The sequence below is a fragment of the Acinetobacter sp. SFA genome (genome assembly GCF_001647535.1).
Classification (GTDB): domain Bacteria; phylum Pseudomonadota; class Gammaproteobacteria; order Pseudomonadales; family Moraxellaceae; genus Acinetobacter; species Acinetobacter pecorum.
The window spans coordinates 194,958-211,470 of record NZ_LSZI01000012.1; the positions used below are offsets into that span (position 1 = coordinate 194,958).

Sequence of the window (16,513 nt, forward strand, 5' to 3'; positions counted from 1 at the left end):
TGCAGGAACGACAGGCTTGATTTTTTTGATGAATTGTTTAGAGTGATTGTTGTGATCTGCTTTGCAACAAATCATGAGAATTTGTCTTTAAACACATTGCTTCCAATATTCAGCTTCAGTTGGATATGTTAGTATTAGCCATCATTCTAATTTTGCATCATTTATAAAGATATGTTTAGTTTGCATCCACAACTTGCTCAAGATACTTTTTTTGTAGGCGACTTTCCTTTGTCAACATGTCGTTTGATGAATGATATGCAATTTCCCTGGCTGATTCTGATTCCACGTGTGCCGGGTGTCTCTGAACTATATGAATTGAGCCAAGCTGACCAAGAGCAGTTTTTAAGAGAGTCAAGCTGGTTATCTAGCCAGCTGGCACGTGTTTTCCGTGCGGATAAGATGAACGTAGCAGCGCTAGGCAATATGGTGCCGCAATTGCATTTTCATCATGTGGTCCGTTACCAGAACGATGTTGCATGGCCAAAACCGGTTTGGGGCACACCTGCAGTTCCATATAGCAGTGAAGTACTTGCACACATGCGTCAAACCTTAATGCTGGCTTTACGTGGCCAGGGCGATATGCCATTTGACTGGCGCATGGACTGATCAGTCAAAGGCATTCAAAGAACCATGGACAGTTGCGGACTTCAGGGAGTGAGTGAGTGCAATTAGACGACTGGATTCAAAAAGAGCCTCATCAGTTCGAATATTTCCATCGCATGATGGGATATATCATGTTGTCTGTGGTTCTGGTCGTTTTTCATTACACTGAACCAGATACCCAGTATCAACTTTTTGTTCCCTTTTTTTTGTTTCTGGTTTTACTGATCATCCCCAAGCTATCTCGCTGGATGATTTATAAATATGATTATCATATCCGGCGCAATATTCTTTTTCTGATCGATGTGATTGTCATTTCGGTGGTTCTGGCGGCCGTGCATCTGGACCTGGTATTGTCTTTACTCGGTCTGGTGGCAGTCCTCTATACCGCAATTAGTAATAAAATCTCATTTATGATGGCTTCTCTAGCCAGCCTGATCGGGATTACGCTTTTCTATCTGGCCAATATTCTGGTCTTCGGGTTTAATAATTATTTTGAGTCGACCAGTAGTGAACTGACGGTTCTTGGTTTTATCTGCCTGATTACCTATTTTGGTGTTGGAAGTTTTTATCAAAGTGGTCGTGTGCAATACATGACCCAGAAGAAAGACCATTATTTCGAACAGATGAACCGTTATATGGAATTTGCCAATCAGTTGAGTCGCTATGCGCCTATGCAGTTGTGGCAATCGATCATGAAAGGTGAGTCTGAAGCTAAAATTGAGTATAAACGTAAAAAACTGACGATTTTTTTCTCAGATATTCAAGGTTTTACAGAGTTGTCTGAAACCCTGATTCCAGATGATCTGGCATTCCTGCTGAATGATTATCTTCGGCATATGACCGAAATCGCAAAAAACTATGAAGCGACTGTTGATAAGTTCATGGGTGATGCCATCCTGATTTTCTTTGGTGATCCGCATTCTGAAGGCGTGGAGCAGGATGCCAAAAACTGTATGGAGATGGCATTGGCAATGCGTCAGCAAATGAAGTTGCTGCGCGAACGCTGGATAAAAATGGGCTATCCGCCGCTCCATATCCGCATGGGAATTTCAACCGGCTATTGCCACGTAGGAAATTATGGGGCCACGCATCGTATGGCCTATACTATTGTAGGACGTGATGCCAATCTGGCAGCGCGTTTGCAAAGTGCCGCGGCAGTCGATGAAATCCTGATTTCAGAAGATACCCATAATCTGATCAAAGATGATTATCTTTGTGCACCGAAAAAGCCGATTTTCCTGAAAGGCATCAAAACGCCAGTGCGAACCTGGCAGGTGATGGAGAAATATGCATCTCAGAAAGTCGAATACCAGCGCTGGTTCGATTACGAATATAAGGGTTTTCATTTACTGCTTAATCTGGACGAAGTGCAAAACTTTGAATATCCTGAGTTAATTCATGTGCTGGAAAAAATGATTAAACGCATTGAAATTCAGCAGAAAATGACCAACTCGCAGGGTATTGTCAAACTGAAGCTTGAAGATGAAGTGATTGAACATATTTAGAGTTCATCTAAATTTACTTTAATTCTTTCTAGCAAAGAAAAAAACCACGCCTCAGCGTGGTTTTTTAATTGAGCGTACGGTGAAAAATCTTAATGATTTTCTGACGCGTGATTAATTGTATATTTTGGAATTTCAATTTCCAGATCTTCACCGTCCAGCTTAACCTGACAAGAAAGACGTGAGTCTGGTTCTAGACCCCAGGCACGGTCGAGTAAGTCAGCTTCAACATCATCCATTTCTTCGAGGCTGTCAAAACCTTTGCGCACGACTACATGACAGGTCGTACACGCAGCTGACATATCACAAGCATGTTCAATTTTAATTCCATTTTTCAGCAGGCTTTCGCAAAGATTGGCATTTGGTTCGACTTCAAACTCAGCACCTTCGGGGCAAATCTGCGCATGTGGAAGAACTTTAATACGTGGCATAGTCGTTACCTTAAATTAGTTTGAGTTTGACCAGTCGTCGAGTTTAGTACCCTTGAGAGCAGCATCAATATGTTGATTCATACGTGCTGCTGCAAAAGCATCACTATGTATTTTAAGCTGTTCAACGGCAGATTCAATTGCTTTGATATCTGAACCCTGAAGTTCAGTTTCAAGTTGGGTTTGTGCGGTTTGCAGGGCTGCAAGCTGATCTTCCGTTAAAAGGGCAGCATCTACCTTGAGTGCCTGAATCAGTGCTTCCAGCTCACGCTGTGCTTCAACTTTGGTTTCATTCAAATGACGAAGATTTTTATCTTCTTCAGCGAACTTATAACCCTCTAGCAGTAGACGTTCAGTATCTTCACCCGATAAACCATAAGATGGCTTGATATCGATATGGGCATTCACACCAGAGGTGGTTTCTTTGGCAGATACAGTCAGCAAGCCATCTGCATCGACCTGGAACGTCACTTCAATACGTGCCTGACCAGCAGTCATTGGTGGAATGCCATGCAGCACAAATCGGCCCAAGCTGCGGCAGTGTTCAACCAGATCACGTTCACCTTGAACCACATGAATCAACATGGCAGTCTGGCCATCTTGATAAGTGGTAAATTCCTGACGACGAGCCACCGGAATTGCGGTGTTGCGCGAAATTAAACGTTCAACCAGTCCGCCCATGGTTTCAAGACCAAGAGACAATGGGGTCACGTCCAATAACAATGAACCATCGGTTGAATTGCCAATCAATTGGTTCGCAGTAATTGATGCGCCAATCGCCACCACTTCATCCGGATTAATAGTACATAGCGGTTCTTGGTTGAACACTTCACGCACAGCTTTTTGTACCGCATAAGAACGTGTTGAACCACCGACTAAAACGACATTCTGAATGTCATTCAGTTCAAGCTTGGCATCACGCATCACACGTTTGCAGACACTGATGGTTTTGTCTAAAGCAACTTTAATGATGTCTTCAAATGTCGGACGATCCAGTGTTAATACTTGATCAAGCAGCTGGAGTTGAACTGAATCTGCATCCGACAAAGCTTCTTTGGCTTTGCGCGCAGCGACAATGAAATGTGCATATTCAGTATCATTCAAAGTATCGATATTCAGCTGTTTTTTGGACCATTTCAGGATTAAGCGATCCAGGTCATCACCACCGAGCGCAGTGTGGCCACCTGTTGCCAGAACTTCAAATACACCTTGAGAAAAACGCAGAATGGAAACGTCAAAAGTACCGCCACCCAAGTCATAGATCACATAGTTGCGATCTGTACTTAAGTTGCTTTCTTGATCAAGACCATAGGCCACAGCTGCCGCAGTAGGTTCGTTCAATAAACGTAAAACATTCAAACCGGCAAGCTGGGCAGCATCACGGGTTGCCTGACGCTGCGCTTCATCGAAGTAAGCTGGAACAGTAATGACTGCATCATTGACCGGATTTTGCAGGCTTGCTTCAGCGCGGTCTTTTAACTGCTTTAAAATTTCTGCAGAAATTTCAACCGGAGTCTTACGTCCCTGTACAGTTTCAAAAGCCGGCATTTCATTCGCTTCACCGAACAATGTATAGGGATGCTGGAATTTAATATCGGCTTTTGAACGACCCATGAAGCGTTTCACAGAAACGATGGTATTTTTCGGGTCAGTAATAATGAAAGGCGCTGCTTCATTGCCGTATTGAGTCTGTTGTTCTGCATAATGCACGATAGAAGGAAGTAGCACACGACCTTGTTCGTCATTAAGTACTTTGGCTTTACCTGAAAGAACCGTGGCAACCAAAGAGTGGGTGGTGCCTAAATCGATACCAATCGCAATGCGGTGTTCATGTGGTGCACTTGATTGACCTGGTTCTGCAATTTGCAAGAGAGCCATAGTGTTACATCCTTTGCACGTTAAATATTAAAAAAAATTAGAAATCATCATCAAGATCAAAGCTGTCATCGTCCAGGAAGCGGTCTTCCGCTTTGTCGATATCGGCCATGACTTTGACAAAGAAACGTAGTTTACGCACTGTATCGCGTGCTTCAGCCCAGTCTTCATCCGCATAATCAATTTTAAACTCGCGAACCAGACCCTCGATCCATTGCTGGACTTCGAGTTTAAGTGAGGTTAAATCTTCAGCAGAAGTTGCATCGTCCAGTTGTTCACGAATTTCCAGAGCATCCTGCAAGAATTCAAAATCACTGATCGACTGATCTAAGTGATAATCCTGTTTCTTGAGAGACAGTAAATACGCTGCACGGCTATCGACCGCTGACAAGACTTTAAATGCCTGATTGATATCACTTGATTTAATCAGAGCCTGATCTTTGTCTTCAGCTTTATCTGGGTGATATTGTTGCTGCAACTTTAAGAATTCAGTCTTTAAAGCCGCCAAATCAATATCGAGTGCTACAGGAAGGTTGAACAGCTCAAAATGATTCATGGGAGAGGTGATCCGCGATTAATGTGCAAAAATAACTGTATAAATGCAATTAAAACAGTGTGAAACACACTGTTTTAATGTCAAAGAGAATAACTGTCGGGTTTATACAGTGAAGGACTCACCACAACCGCATTCGCCTTTCTTGTTGGGGTTGTTAAATTCGAAGCCTTCGTTCAAGCCGTTTTTAACGTAGTCCATCTCCATACCTTCAAGATAAACCAGACTTTTCGGGTCAACGAATACTTTAACCCCAAACTGTTCAAAAGCCTGATCATGTGCATCGACTTCATCGACGAACTCGAGCACATAAGCCAGACCAGAACAGCCTGAAGTTTTCACACCAACGCGAATACCTTCACCCTTACCGCGATTTTTTAAATAATTGCTGATATGAGTTGCAGCATTTTCAGTTAAATGGATCATGAAAACTCCGTTAAAATTTCAAAACGTGGAACAATTAAGCTTTAACTTTCTTGCTACGGTAGTCTTCTACAGCTGCTTTAATTGCATCTTCAGCAAGAACAGAGCAGTGTACTTTTACTGGTGGAAGTGCAAGTTCAGTTGCAATATCAATGTTCTTGATCGCTTGAGCTTGATCCAAAGTTTTACCTTTGAGCCATTCGGTCACCAGTGAACTTGATGCAATGGCAGAACCACAACCATAAGTTTTGAAACGTGCTTCTTCAATCACGCCTTCGTCGTTTACCTGAATCTGTAAACGCATTACGTCACCACATGCTGGCGCACCAACCATACCAGTACCAACGTTTTCAGCATTTTTGTCTAAAACGCCAACATTACGAGGGTTTTCGTAATGATCAATTACTTTTTCGCTATAAGCCATGTTGCTTCTCCAAACCTCGGGGTCAGCCTTAGTATTAAATATGGGGGTAAAAAAATTTTTCTCAATGAGACAGCAACGGATTCGTTACTATCTCAGGATGAAAATTAGTGCTCAGCCCACTCAACTTTAGAAAGGTCAATACCTTCCTTATACATATCCCAAAGCGGAGAAAGTTCACGTAACTTCTCAACAGCAGCTTTAGTGATAGTCAATACGTGATCGATATCTTCTTCAGTGGTGTATTTACCAAAGCTGAAGCGGATCGAACTGTGTGCAAGCTCGTCTGAAAGACCGAGCGCACGAAGTACATAAGATGGTTCAAGTGTTGCAGATGTACATGCTGAACCTGAAGATACCGCAGCATCTTTCAATGCCATCATCAAAGATTCGCCTTCAACGAAGTTGAAACTTACGTTGAGGTAGTTTGCAACGTTTTGAGTCGGGTGACCATTTAGGAAAACCTGTTCCAAATCTTGCAGGCCATTCCAAAGCTTGTCACGAAGTACGCGTATACGAGTCTGTTCAGCTTCCAGGTTTTTACCCGCAAGTTCAAAAGCTTCACCCATACCTACGATTTGATGCGTTGCCAGCGTACCTGAACGCATACCACGTTCATGACCGCCACCATGCATTTCAGCTTTAAGGCGTACACGCGGGCTGCGACGGACAAATAATGCACCGATACCTTTAGGACCATAAATTTTGTGCGCAGAGAAGCTCATCAGGTCTACTTTTAAAGTCGAAAGATCAATTTCAACTTTACCCGCTGCCTGAGCCGCATCGACATGGAAGAAAATCTTGTTGGCGCGAGTGATTTCACCAATCGCTGCAACATCAGTCACAGTACCGATTTCATTGTTTACCATCATCAGGGAAACAAGAATCGTATCTGGGCGAATCGCTGCCTGTACCATCTCAGGTGTAATTAAACCAGTTTTAGGCTGTGGTTCAATATAGGTAATTTCAAAACCTTCAGATTCAAGTTCACGACAAGTATCTAAAACTGCCTTATGTTCAATTTTAGAGGTAACAATATGTTTACCTTTAGATGCATAGAAATGAGCTACACCTTTAATTGCAAGGTTGTCTGACTCGGTCGCACCTGAGGTCCATACGATTTCACGCGGATCAGCTTTAACTAAATTGGCAACTTGCTCACGCGCATATTCAACTTTTTCTTCAGCCTGCCAACCATATGCGTGTGAACGAGATGCTGCATTACCGAAGGTACCATCGAATGTTAAGCATTCCATCATACGTTCAGCAACCTGAGGATCTACAGGAGTTGTAGCTGCATAATCAAGATAAATCGGACGTTTCATGTCAAATACCTGTAACCGATAAAAGGGCTGAATCAAAGGGGGCTGAATTTTGGCGTAATGACACGGTTTGTACATTGTCACGCGCAACCAGATCAGCAAGCGAGATTTTTGCTAAATAATCGGCAATGTGATGGGAGAGTTCCTGCCATAAATCATGAGTCAAGCACATTGCGCCATTCTGGCAGTTGCCTTTATGGTCGCATCGAGTCGCATCAACTGTTTCGTTTACAGCTTCAATAATTGCTAATACTGTAATTTCATCTGCATTGCGTGCTAAATGGTAACCACCATTTGCTCCGCGAACACTTGAAACTAAGCCATGGCGTTTGAGTTTTGCAAATAACTGCTCAAGATACGCGACAGAAATAGTTTGGCGTGCCGCAATTTCAGCGAGCGTAATCGTTTTTTCAGAAGGCTGTAAAGCTAGATCAAGCAGAGCAGTCACAGCGTAGCGACCGCGAGTGGTTAGGCGCATGATTCGATACACATGGTTAGACTAGATGTGTCAATTCTAAGAATCCCGACTAAAATAGTCAAGTTATTTTTGGTAGACCTTAGTGGGATTTAAATTTTGGATAATGAAAGATTTACACACTCAGCCAATTATACACTAATAACGTAATCAAAAGTATGGTGCTCACGCCAAAAGCAATATTAATGCGCTTTTGACGCTGCTCGATCCGTTTCAGACGGTTTCTGTACTGTTTAACTTCTACCTGCAAGGTATTGATCTTGGAACGTTGCTCTTCAATTTTCTTTAGAAGTGGTGCAATACGCTTTTTAGAGGCAACAATTTCTGTCTCATCTGTAGGTGCCTCGGACAGCCAGTGCCTCCAGTCAGCCAAGACTTTTGGTAAACTAAATACAGTTAACAGATCACGAAACTCATCTTTTAAAACCTGATGACCATCAATGCGCATATTGCGGATGCTGCGACGATTGCCAAAAATAAAAATTTTAATCAGGTCAGGGAGGGTCGTGCGTACATCCAGATCTACAATGCGGCCTGGTGCTTTATGGTCAAACAATAGCCCGTTTGGGGTGAATTGCACATAAAAGTCAAAATATGGAATATAGCTATTGATTTTAACCGAGATATTTTCATCTACAAACTTTTTGGCCTGTAGAGCAACGACACGATCATGCTTGAGAATGAAGGTAAATATTGTTTCAAGAACAATTAACATCATCGTAAGCAACAAATGCGGTTGATTTTGACTTTGTTGCGATTCGCTCATATACAACCAATCCTTACCTGAAATATAAAGTGAAAAAGCTTCCTGCCTGTAAAAAGATTTCAGGGTTAAATCAAATTAGACTTGAAATAAATTGCTTTGTAGAACAGTTTACCAAATCTATCAAGTACTAAATTTGCTATTATGCAGTGATTTTGTAGAATAATTTATAATAATTGAGTGGAAAATAAGCAGGAGCCGTGCACATGGACAAGTCAAAAACAGCACAAGATTCAACGGAAGCTTCGAATGAGAAAACGCTAAAAGCCAAGTCCAAATCTGCCTCAGAGCGCAAATCGGTTCTTGATTTTCGTAAATACACCAAACAGATCTGGCTGGCAGGGCTGGGGGCATTTTCGCGTGCAGAAGAAGAAGGCAATAAACTGTTTGACTCGCTGGTCAAGGTGGGTGAAGAACTGGAATCTAAAACTGTCGATATTGCTGATCAAACTGTAGAAAAGGTTTCGGAGAAAGCCAAAGAGTCGGTTATCGACACCAAAGACAAAGTGGAAAAATTAATTGACAACTCTGTTCATCATTCATTGAATCGTATAGGATTAGTCACACTGAAGGATGTACAATATTTGGAACGTTTAATCCTTCAGTTGCATACCAAAGTTGATCAATTGACTGCGGAACAAGAAAAAATGAAAGAAGAATTATCGAAAAAAACACAAATAAAATGACTTTATTTATTATTCAATGTTTTTTTCGCATATTTTTTGAAAAAAAAGAGGTTCTTAAGTATTGCGTTTATACCTAAAGCATTGCTATAAAGGCGTTATGGCATGTTAAACCAATTCTTGAACCTTAAATAAACGATATTAAGAGGACGTAATCTTCATGAATAAATCAGAATTAATTGATGCAATTGCAGAGAAAGGGGGATTATCTAAGGCTGACGCAGGTAAGGCTTTAGATGCTACAATTGCTTCTGTTACTGAAGCTTTAAAATCGGGTGATACTGTAACTTTAGTCGGTTTTGGTACTTTTGGCGTGAAAGAACGTGCTGCACGTACTGGCCGTAATCCACAAACTGGTGCTACTCTTGAAATTAAAGCAAGCAAAGTACCTAGTTTCAAAGCAGGTAAAGGCTTAAAAGACGCTGTAGCTTAAGTCTTTCTAGCGACAAAACGCGCCTTATTTGGCGCGTTTTTTATTAATAAATTTAATTGAGATGATTAACACATTCATTCAATGGGTATTTTCGGTTAAAATCCTTGGCAAATAAAATATTGGAATACTTATGGAAGCTTTTCGTAAAGTTATTAAGGGCTGGTTGGGCAAAGTCTTGCTCGTTCTATTTTTGACCCCGTTAGCACTTGTAGGTATTGAAGGATATTTTAGCGGCGGAAGTTCTGATGCAGCAAAATCAGTAAACGGAACTGAAATATCTCAAAAAGAATTAGAGACACTGACGAAATCATTTAAAGAACAATATCTCAGTTATGCCAATGGGGATGAAACTTTACTGAATCAAAGCTTCATCGACCAAAAAGCCATGGATACGCTGGTCGCCCGTACTTTATTGTTGCAACAGGCTGAAAAATTGGGAATCAGTCTCAGTGACCAGCAGATTGAACAGATGATCGCCCAACAGCCTACTTTCCAGCAAGATGGCAAGTTCTCCAATGCTTTATATGAAAACTATCTGAAATCAATTGGCATGACCAATCGTGCTTTGATCGAAAGTTTACGTACAGATCATGCACTGAAGATGCTGTCATCGACTTTTCTGGATTATCCGCTGGTGAGCCCGGTCGAAATGCAGCAGATTGCTGATTTGCAAACTGAACAACGCCATATTTATATTTCGAGTATTAATCTGGATCGTTATAAAAAAGACGTCAAAGTAACTGATGCAGAAATTGCTGCCTATTATGAAAAACATAAACCCCTGTTTAAGCAGCCCACCAGTGTAGATGTGGACTATGTGGTATTAAAGCCAAGCGATATTCAGGCACAGAGTTTAGCGGTGACAGATGCTGAACTTCAGGAAGCCTATACAGCTTTTGTTGCTAAACAAAAACAGGCAGTTAAACCAGAGGTGAAGCATATTCTAATTACGGCGGACAGTCGTAGTGATGCAGAAGCAAAAAAACTGGCAACTGAAATTGTAGCAAAAATTAAAGCTGGAACAAGTTTTGCCCAGGCTGCCGCACAGTATTCTGAAGACCCTGATTCCAAGTCGAAAGGTGGCGCAATTGCTGTCTATGAAGAAGGCGTATTCGGTACCGCATTTGACCAGGCAGTTGGTTCTTTAAAATCGGGTCAGGTGTCTGCACCGGTGAAAACAGATTATGGATATCATATTATTTCTGTACAAACTCCAGATGTTGTGGTTCCTTCTTTTGAGTCACAAAAAGCGCGTTTATCTAAAGAAGTTTTGGCTGCTAAAAAATCCAATGCATTCTCCGATATGGTCAATACGCTGAATGATATGGTGGTAGGAAGTGATTCTCTGGATGTCGTTACTCAAGAGGTCAAAGGTGTACAGGTTCAGAAAGCCCAAGGGGTAAAACTTTCGACCCGAGATCCAGTGCTGAGCGATGCCAGCCTCAAAGTCAAACTGTTCAATGAGGATGTTAAAAATGGTGATCGTAATGCTTCATCCAGTATCCAGCTGGCCAATGGTGATGTAGCCTGGATCAAGGTACGTGATTATCATGCAGCCGGTGAACAGACACTGGCAGAAGCCAAACCGCTGGTTAAAACGCTATTGATTGAAGACAAAGCAGCTGCATTGGCAAAAGCAAAAATTCAGAAAGCTCTGGATGAGTTTAAAACCAAACCGGCTGCAGCTGTTGCAAAAGGTGATTTGATCTTTGAAGATGCTGGTGTTTACACACGTGCTGAAGGTTTGCTAAAACGCGATGTACAGCGCGCAGCATTTAGTCTTCCGACACCAAAAGCAGGTTACTGGTCAGTAACGACAACGAAAATGCCAAATGAGCTGGTTGTAGTTGCAGTATCAGAAGTGAAGAAGAACCCGGTAGATGTATTGAGTGCAGAGCAACGTAGTGAGTTGGTGAAGTTATATCAGCAACTTCGTGGTCAGCAGGAATTTGATGACTATACGCGTTATCTGAAATCGCAGGCAAAAATCAAATAAGATGATCTTAACCAAAAAACCAGCCTGCAGGCTGGTTTTTTTATGCTTGTGGCAATGATGGTTTAAGTTCGTATAATCAGCTCATAACCGGTATATTTGCGGATATTGATCACGCCAGTATCTAAAATCAAATATTGGCCTTTAATTCCCTGTAATTTGCCGCGAATCACGGGAGTTTTATCCAGATTATGCGATTTAATCTTTTCCGGATATTCCTCTACGGGATAAATAAACTCACGTGGCAGTTCATCTTCAAGCACTTCAATATTTTCATTAAACTGCAAATTCTGATTAAATTCTTCACGGATCGTCTGAATTTTTGGTGCAAATTCTTCTAGCAACTGTTCACGCACTTCAATCAGGTTAAGGGGTTCTGCTTCACCTTTGAGTAGCTTGCGCCAGTCAGTTTTATCAGCTACCTGCGTACCAAACATGACCTCAAGCTTTCCAGAAAGACGACGTGAGCCCACTTTCATAATCGGCAGGGCCTGGGTGGCACCTTGATCAAGCCAGCGGGTCGGCATTTGGCTGGTACGGGTAATACCGACCTTTAATGCGCTAGAATTGGCCAAATAAACAATATGTGGCTGAAAGCAGACATTCTGTGCAAATTCATCTTCGCGGCAAGTGCCTAAATGATAATGACAGGTTTCTGGCTTCATGATGCACATATCACATGAAGCATTGGTTTTAAAACATTTAAAACAGTGACCTTGTGAGAATGATTTGGAGGTTTTTTTACCACAAGACACACAGTAAATATTCCCTGTCCATTCAATCTCGATTTCCTCGCCTAAATTAAACGGGAGATCAATTTCTGCACGATCCAGAATTAATTTATATTCAACATTTGCCCGTTGTAACTGTTGTTCAGTTACACTAAGGTCCTTGAGGCCGACGTGCATTTTATGACAAATGCCCTGAAGTTCCATAAAAATTACTCACTTAAATCATAAGGGTGCAGTTATGGCTGAGCAGAATGTCATTACTTCGATGCTAGACGATTTCGCACGGGAACAGCCAATTCATACTGCTATTTGTATTGGGCAGGACTTGAGCCAAGTCCAGTTTCAGCCAGCTATTCAATGGTACCATTTTAGCGTATCTGACTTTTTAAATCTGCCTTTTCAACAACGTTATGACGTGGCTGTGGTGAGGCTGGATACCACAGAAACTGAACTTTTGTCTGAACAGATGATGAGTCAAATTCTGGTGAAATTGCGTGATTTGTTTGCCAAACGTCTGGTGGTAGTCAGTCGTTTGCACAACGAAAAATTATTGAGAGCTCTGGGATTTACCCAGTTGATCGACAAGACCGCACATGAGGCAGATTTTGCGCTGTGGCAATTTAATATTTCAACCTATAAACATGTGCCAGACTGGTTTAATTCCAAGTTTTGGGCTAACCCGGAAAACTGGGATAAATTTCGCTGGTAAGCCGAAAACCTGCTTTATCAAGATTGCAAATATTAACACAATCTGGCCTAGACAATGTAAAGGCAGGCCGTATCCTGTAGTTAAGATGCACATAGGATATAGGACATGACAAACCTAAGTAATATTGTGGAAATATTAGCAAAGCAGGCATTAGGTGGCGGACAATCGCAGCAGAAAACTTCACAACAGGGCGGCTTGGCAGATATTCTAGGCTCAGTATTAGGGCATTTAAACCAGTCCAATCCTCAGCAAAATAAACAAACCCAACAAACCCAAAATCAACAGAATCAAACCGGTCAGCAAACACGCCAAAATGGCCTGAGTGCAATTTTAGGTTCGGTTCTCAGTCAGCTAGGTGGTGGTGCCAGTAGTCAAAGCACCTCTCAACCTCGCTCAGGTTTCGGGGGGAGTTCTACCGGCAAAACTTTGTTGATCGCTGTGTTGCCTTTGGTGTTGGCCTGGATACAAAAACAGGGTGGCTTGCAGGGTGCCTTGGACAAGCTAAAAGGCCAAGGCCTTACTCGTCAGGTAGACGATTGGGTATCGACAGGTCCCGGTGAAAATGCTCATGTTGATCCGCAGCAGGTACAAAACCTGTTCGATGAGCAGGAAGTTGAAGAGGTAGCGCAGCAAACTCATACCCCTAAGCAAGATGTATATGGTGCTATTTCACAGGTATTGCCGCAGATTATTGACTCTCTTACCCCACAAGGTGAACAGACCAGTAAGCAGGAAGCCAACAGCGATATACAAAATGTACTAAGTATGGTTTCGGGGCTTCTCAAAAAATAAATCTGTAAACTAAAATCCTGATAGCCGTCAGGATTTTGAATATGAGAAATGACCTGATATTTAATCCAGATTTAGGCTAAACAGCTGGTTAGACTTGCAGATTTTCTTGGCTATATAATGAGATTTTCTTATGCGAATAAGGATAATCTCCGATTGAAAACCAAGCTCACCAAATTCCGGTTCTACCTGTACATAATGGAGTTGCCCATATTCATCCCGTACCCGTGCTTGAGCAGAAAAACCGGGGCGGGCATTGCCACTTGAAATCGTTGCCAGCCGGCCAAGCAAATTGACATTGTTCTTTTTATATTTGGGTGGAATGACTTGATCCAGACAGTGAATCATAAAAATCGTGAAAAAGGTCGCAATGATCAAAGCGGGAATAATCAGGTAATAAGCGGGGAGAAACTTGAATTCCTGAGAATAAATCAGAAATTGCAAGACATAGCCGGCAAAGCTGAAATTCATCAGGAAAAAAAATACAATCAATGTTTTTGAAAATTTCACATTTAACAGATCAACATGCTGAAAATCATAGGGTGAAATTTTTTGCAGAATTTTACTGGGTCTCAGCCCAAAATAGAAACAAACGGTTTTCACCACGCCAAACAGAATAATCGCCAATAAGCTGAGATGGAAAGGCATCAGATTATAGTCTAGAAACAATGCAGGCATGGTGTTGTCCGTTTTAGTCTTATTCTGAGAGGTAAATTCCACCATCAGAATGCACGGTAATATCTACTTTTTCAAGTGATTGACCTTGGCAAGGGCCAGAAATACATTCACCGCTTTCCACCAGAAATAGTGCACCGTGCGTTGAACATTCAATAAATTCCTGATCGCGATCCAGAAACTGGTTTTCCAGAAATTCCAGTTCAACCTGCAAATGTGGGCACAAATTCTGATAGGCATAAAATGCACCATCACGTTGGGTGATGAAAATTGTATCACCATCTGGAAGCTCAAAAGAGCGTGCTTCACGCTCTGGAATGTCTTCCGTCATGCAAATTTTAAACATTAAGCACATTCCTTTCGAAAGTCTTTTAATAAGGCTGCATAGTCTTCAACTGCCAGGCGTGGACCAAATTGTGAAACTATCTGACTGGAAATAAGAATTGCCAGTTCTGCAGATGCTTGCAAACCTAAATTGGCGTTTAATCCGTACAGAAAAGCACCGGCAAAAGCATCACCAGCCCCATTTGCATCGACTGCAGTCACTTTACGGCCTGGTACTTTAAAGGTGTTCTCATGATCTGAAATAAGTGCACCTTCGGCTGACAATGTAATGACAACGTGCTGACTTAAGCTTTTCAGTTTAAGTAAAGCAGCCTCAAGACTGTCGGTTTCGGTGTACATCAAGGCTTCTTGCTGGTTACACAGTAGCAGGTCAACACCATCGCCAATCATTTCATCAAGGCCTGCACGGGCATATTGCACCATGGCAGGATCAGATAAAGTTAGAGCAATTTTAACACCGTTAGTACGGGCAATTTCACGTGCCTGTTTCACAGCTTGCCGTGCGGTATCCGAAGTCGACAAATAGCCTTCAAGATAAAGCCATTTTGCTGTATTCAGTCGACTGAAATCGATTTGTGTATTGCTCAGTTCAGCCGTAATACCCAGATAGGTATGCATGGTGCGTTCAGAATCAGGGCTGACCAGCACCATACAGGTACCTGTTACACCTTCACTAATCGATTGGGTTGTAGTCTCAATGCCAGCATCATTTAAACCTTTCAGATAGATTTGCCCGAGTTCGTCATTACCGACACGGCAACCATAAAATGCAGAACCACCCAGTGCTGAAAATGCTACCGTAGTATTGGCTGCTGAACCACCAGAAGCCTGTCCTTTATACACCTGAGTCGCTTGAAGATTTTGATAAAGAGTGGCCTGAGTTTCACCATCTGCAAGTTGCATGGTGCCTTTTTGCAAGTGATGTGCATTTAAGAAATCATCAGAAACTTTAAATTCTTGGTCAATCAGCGCATTACCAATTGCAAAAAGATCAACATTTGCCATGTTCAAATATCACATTAAAAATGAAAGTATCAAGTTTACACGATTGCTTGGAAATGCTGTAGTTTGCTGAATCATTTTCAAATATTTCTCAAAAATGCTGTATTTTATTCAGGAGCTATCTTTGGTCTAAGTTTTGACTTATTTTTAGGCGCCGGCACTCATCAGTATTGATTTAAGTGTGAACTTTTATTTATAAGGATAATTCGGGCTTGGTATGATACTTTTAAGTCGTTCTGCGAACCTCATTTTCACAATCATTTTAAATAGCGTGCGTATATGGATATTAAAATTGTAAAAGTCGAACAACTTCCTGACCAAATCGAAGCGCTCGCAACGCTGGCGCGCAAAGAAGGCCTAGATGTGATGGATAAGTTAATTGAAGAATATCGCACTGGGAAGAACTGCTTTGCTCAAGCCAATGAGCATTTACTGATCGCACATGACGGTAAAAAACTGGTTGCCTGTGGTGGCCTCAACCAGCAATGGGGCGATAATGGGATTGAGGAACGTATTGGCCGTGTGCGCCGCTTCTATGTACATCCAAAATATCGGCTACATGGGGTGGGTAAGCAGCTTTTGGCTTATCTGGAACAACTGGCACGTCCGCACTATTCCGCTTTATGCTTGCAAACCGATACCCGGCTGGCTGCCAGTTTCTATCAAAAACAGAACTATGTATTTGTTGAAAATAATCCAAGCTATAACTATTTTAAATATCTGATTGCCTAAGCTTATAGTACCTAAGCTGAATCTGGATGGTAAATTTGATGATTTAATTTTCAAAT

General features: G+C 41.9%; 20 protein-coding genes. 8 read left to right on the forward strand and 12 right to left on the reverse strand.

What is annotated here, in order from left to right; translation table 11 throughout:
• The first annotated feature begins 171 nt into the window (after window positions 1-171).
• Window positions 172-606, forward strand: a complete 435-nt coding sequence (locus AY607_RS06040; RefSeq protein WP_004646760.1) for an HIT domain-containing protein — start codon at window positions 172-174, stop codon at window positions 604-606.
• A 56-nt stretch (window positions 607-662) separates the two neighbouring features.
• Window positions 663-2,108: an adenylate/guanylate cyclase domain-containing protein gene (locus AY607_RS06045; RefSeq protein WP_064102061.1), complete on the forward strand. Its 1,446-nt coding sequence runs from the start codon at window positions 663-665 to the stop codon at window positions 2,106-2,108.
• An 89-nt stretch (window positions 2,109-2,197) separates the two neighbouring features.
• On the opposite strand, the gene fdx is transcribed toward AY607_RS06045, so the two are convergent.
• The 8 genes from fdx to AY607_RS06085 all read right to left on the reverse strand — a co-directional run bounded on the left by fdx (window position 2,198) and on the right by AY607_RS06085 (window position 8,368).
• Entirely contained in the window at window positions 2,198-2,536 is a 339-nt protein-coding gene (fdx, locus tag AY607_RS06050; RefSeq protein ID WP_064096075.1) for an ISC system 2Fe-2S type ferredoxin, read from the reverse strand.
• Between the two features lie 15 nt (window positions 2,537-2,551).
• A complete protein-coding gene (hscA, locus tag AY607_RS06055) occupies window positions 2,552-4,411 on the reverse strand; it encodes a Fe-S protein assembly chaperone HscA (RefSeq protein WP_064102062.1) in 1,860 nt (619 codons plus the stop codon).
• A 37-nt stretch (window positions 4,412-4,448) separates the two neighbouring features.
• The gene (gene hscB, locus AY607_RS06060; RefSeq protein ID WP_064096077.1) at window positions 4,449-4,964 is read right to left on the reverse strand and encodes a Fe-S protein assembly co-chaperone HscB; all 516 of its coding nucleotides are present in this window, start codon (window positions 4,962-4,964) and stop codon (window positions 4,449-4,451) included.
• Window positions 4,965-5,066: 102 nt separating this feature from the next.
• The gene (gene iscA, locus AY607_RS06065; protein WP_005107159.1) at window positions 5,067-5,387 is read right to left on the reverse strand and encodes an iron-sulfur cluster assembly protein IscA; all 321 of its coding nucleotides are present in this window, start codon (window positions 5,385-5,387) and stop codon (window positions 5,067-5,069) included.
• Window positions 5,388-5,421: 34 nt separating this feature from the next.
• Complete coding sequence (gene iscU, locus AY607_RS06070) at window positions 5,422-5,808, reverse strand: Fe-S cluster assembly scaffold IscU (RefSeq protein ID WP_004279815.1); 387 nt, start codon at window positions 5,806-5,808, stop codon at window positions 5,422-5,424.
• Window positions 5,809-5,912: 104 nt separating this feature from the next.
• Window positions 5,913-7,130 (reverse strand): IscS subfamily cysteine desulfurase, encoded by a 1,218-nt coding sequence (locus tag AY607_RS06075; RefSeq protein ID WP_064096078.1) that lies wholly within the window; start codon window positions 7,128-7,130, stop codon window positions 5,913-5,915.
• Between the two features lies 1 nt (window position 7,131).
• The gene (locus AY607_RS06080; protein WP_005096769.1) at window positions 7,132-7,605 is read right to left on the reverse strand and encodes an Rrf2 family transcriptional regulator; all 474 of its coding nucleotides are present in this window, start codon (window positions 7,603-7,605) and stop codon (window positions 7,132-7,134) included.
• A 112-nt stretch (window positions 7,606-7,717) separates the two neighbouring features.
• Window positions 7,718-8,368 carry a hypothetical protein gene (locus AY607_RS06085; protein ID WP_064102063.1) on the reverse strand — a complete coding sequence of 217 codons (651 nt, stop codon included), beginning with the start codon at window positions 8,366-8,368 and terminating at the stop codon, window positions 7,718-7,720.
• Window positions 8,369-8,571: 203 nt separating this feature from the next.
• Between AY607_RS06085 and AY607_RS06090 the strand changes: the two genes are divergently transcribed.
• The 3 genes from AY607_RS06090 to AY607_RS06100 all read left to right on the forward strand — a co-directional run bounded on the left by AY607_RS06090 (window position 8,572) and on the right by AY607_RS06100 (window position 11,477).
• Window positions 8,572-9,051 carry a phasin family protein gene (locus AY607_RS06090; RefSeq protein WP_064102064.1) on the forward strand — a complete coding sequence of 160 codons (480 nt, stop codon included), beginning with the start codon at window positions 8,572-8,574 and terminating at the stop codon, window positions 9,049-9,051.
• Between the two features lie 157 nt (window positions 9,052-9,208).
• Window positions 9,209-9,481, forward strand: coding sequence for an HU family DNA-binding protein (locus AY607_RS06095; RefSeq protein WP_004279807.1), 273 nt, complete (start codon window positions 9,209-9,211; stop codon window positions 9,479-9,481).
• A gap of 130 nt (window positions 9,482-9,611) precedes the next feature.
• Window positions 9,612-11,477 carry a SurA N-terminal domain-containing protein gene (locus tag AY607_RS06100; protein WP_064102065.1) on the forward strand — a complete coding sequence of 622 codons (1,866 nt, stop codon included), beginning with the start codon at window positions 9,612-9,614 and terminating at the stop codon, window positions 11,475-11,477.
• Between the two features lie 62 nt (window positions 11,478-11,539).
• Here AY607_RS06100 and AY607_RS06105 read toward each other — a convergent pair whose 3' ends face one another.
• The gene (locus tag AY607_RS06105) at window positions 11,540-12,409 is read right to left on the reverse strand and encodes a DUF2797 domain-containing protein (RefSeq protein ID WP_064096082.1); all 870 of its coding nucleotides are present in this window, start codon (window positions 12,407-12,409) and stop codon (window positions 11,540-11,542) included.
• A gap of 34 nt (window positions 12,410-12,443) precedes the next feature.
• On the opposite strand from AY607_RS06105, the gene AY607_RS06110 reads away from it, so the two are divergent.
• Complete coding sequence (locus tag AY607_RS06110) at window positions 12,444-12,914, forward strand: DUF6231 family protein (RefSeq protein ID WP_064102066.1); 471 nt, start codon at window positions 12,444-12,446, stop codon at window positions 12,912-12,914.
• Window positions 12,915-13,019: 105 nt separating this feature from the next.
• Complete coding sequence (locus AY607_RS06115; protein ID WP_064096084.1) at window positions 13,020-13,706, forward strand: YidB family protein; 687 nt, start codon at window positions 13,020-13,022, stop codon at window positions 13,704-13,706.
• A gap of 60 nt (window positions 13,707-13,766) precedes the next feature.
• Here the strand turns inward: AY607_RS06115 and AY607_RS06120 are convergent, their stop codons facing one another.
• Genes AY607_RS06120 through AY607_RS06130 form a run of 3 tightly spaced genes read right to left on the reverse strand, consistent with a single transcriptional unit; the run spans window position 13,767 to window position 15,728 of the window.
• Window positions 13,767-14,381, reverse strand: coding sequence for an OB-fold-containig protein (locus AY607_RS06120; RefSeq protein ID WP_064102168.1), 615 nt, complete (start codon window positions 14,379-14,381; stop codon window positions 13,767-13,769).
• 19 nt (window positions 14,382-14,400) lie between these two features.
• Window positions 14,401-14,709, reverse strand: a complete 309-nt coding sequence (locus AY607_RS06125) for a Rieske (2Fe-2S) protein (RefSeq protein ID WP_171255289.1) — start codon at window positions 14,707-14,709, stop codon at window positions 14,401-14,403.
• A 14-nt stretch (window positions 14,710-14,723) separates the two neighbouring features.
• Complete coding sequence (locus tag AY607_RS06130; protein ID WP_064096087.1) at window positions 14,724-15,728, reverse strand: adenosine kinase; 1,005 nt, start codon at window positions 15,726-15,728, stop codon at window positions 14,724-14,726.
• A gap of 276 nt (window positions 15,729-16,004) precedes the next feature.
• Between AY607_RS06130 and AY607_RS06135 the strand changes: the two genes are divergently transcribed.
• Complete coding sequence (locus AY607_RS06135) at window positions 16,005-16,457, forward strand: GNAT family N-acetyltransferase (protein WP_064102068.1); 453 nt, start codon at window positions 16,005-16,007, stop codon at window positions 16,455-16,457.
• Window positions 16,458-16,513: the final 56 nt, after the last annotated feature.

What these genes read in the sequence shown, in the direction of transcription:
- AY607_RS06110 (WP_064102066.1), top strand. Translation starts at nt 12,444, where the DNA reads ATGGCTGAGCAGAATGTCATTACTTCGATGCTAGACGATTTCGCACGG.
- AY607_RS06100 (WP_064102065.1), top strand. Translation starts at nt 9,612, where the DNA reads ATGGAAGCTTTTCGTAAAGTTATTAAGGGCTGGTTGGGCAAAGTCTTG.
- hscA (WP_064102062.1), bottom strand. Translation starts at nt 4,411, where the DNA reads ATGGCTCTCTTGCAAATTGCAGAACCAGGTCAATCAAGTGCACCACAT.
- AY607_RS06130 (WP_064096087.1), bottom strand. Translation starts at nt 15,728, where the DNA reads ATGGCAAATGTTGATCTTTTTGCAATTGGTAATGCGCTGATTGACCAA.
- AY607_RS06125 (WP_171255289.1), bottom strand. Translation starts at nt 14,709, where the DNA reads ATGACGGAAGACATTCCAGAGCGTGAAGCACGCTCTTTTGAGCTTCCA.
- hscB (WP_064096077.1), bottom strand. Translation starts at nt 4,964, where the DNA reads ATGAATCATTTTGAGCTGTTCAACCTTCCTGTAGCACTCGATATTGAT.
- iscU (WP_004279815.1), bottom strand. Translation starts at nt 5,808, where the DNA reads ATGGCTTATAGCGAAAAAGTAATTGATCATTACGAAAACCCTCGTAAT.
- AY607_RS06115 (WP_064096084.1), top strand. Translation starts at nt 13,020, where the DNA reads ATGACAAACCTAAGTAATATTGTGGAAATATTAGCAAAGCAGGCATTA.
- AY607_RS06135 (WP_064102068.1), top strand. Translation starts at nt 16,005, where the DNA reads ATGGATATTAAAATTGTAAAAGTCGAACAACTTCCTGACCAAATCGAA.
- iscA (WP_005107159.1), bottom strand. Translation starts at nt 5,387, where the DNA reads ATGATCCATTTAACTGAAAATGCTGCAACTCATATCAGCAATTATTTA.
- AY607_RS06075 (WP_064096078.1), bottom strand. Translation starts at nt 7,130, where the DNA reads ATGAAACGTCCGATTTATCTTGATTATGCAGCTACAACTCCTGTAGAT.
- AY607_RS06095 (WP_004279807.1), top strand. Translation starts at nt 9,209, where the DNA reads ATGAATAAATCAGAATTAATTGATGCAATTGCAGAGAAAGGGGGATTA.
- AY607_RS06040 (WP_004646760.1), top strand. Translation starts at nt 172, where the DNA reads ATGTTTAGTTTGCATCCACAACTTGCTCAAGATACTTTTTTTGTAGGC.
- AY607_RS06080 (WP_005096769.1), bottom strand. Translation starts at nt 7,605, where the DNA reads ATGCGCCTAACCACTCGCGGTCGCTACGCTGTGACTGCTCTGCTTGAT.
- AY607_RS06090 (WP_064102064.1), top strand. Translation starts at nt 8,572, where the DNA reads ATGGACAAGTCAAAAACAGCACAAGATTCAACGGAAGCTTCGAATGAG.
- fdx (WP_064096075.1), bottom strand. Translation starts at nt 2,536, where the DNA reads ATGCCACGTATTAAAGTTCTTCCACATGCGCAGATTTGCCCCGAAGGT.
- AY607_RS06085 (WP_064102063.1), bottom strand. Translation starts at nt 8,368, where the DNA reads ATGAGCGAATCGCAACAAAGTCAAAATCAACCGCATTTGTTGCTTACG.
- AY607_RS06120 (WP_064102168.1), bottom strand. Translation starts at nt 14,381, where the DNA reads ATGCCTGCATTGTTTCTAGACTATAATCTGATGCCTTTCCATCTCAGC.
- AY607_RS06105 (WP_064096082.1), bottom strand. Translation starts at nt 12,409, where the DNA reads ATGGAACTTCAGGGCATTTGTCATAAAATGCACGTCGGCCTCAAGGAC.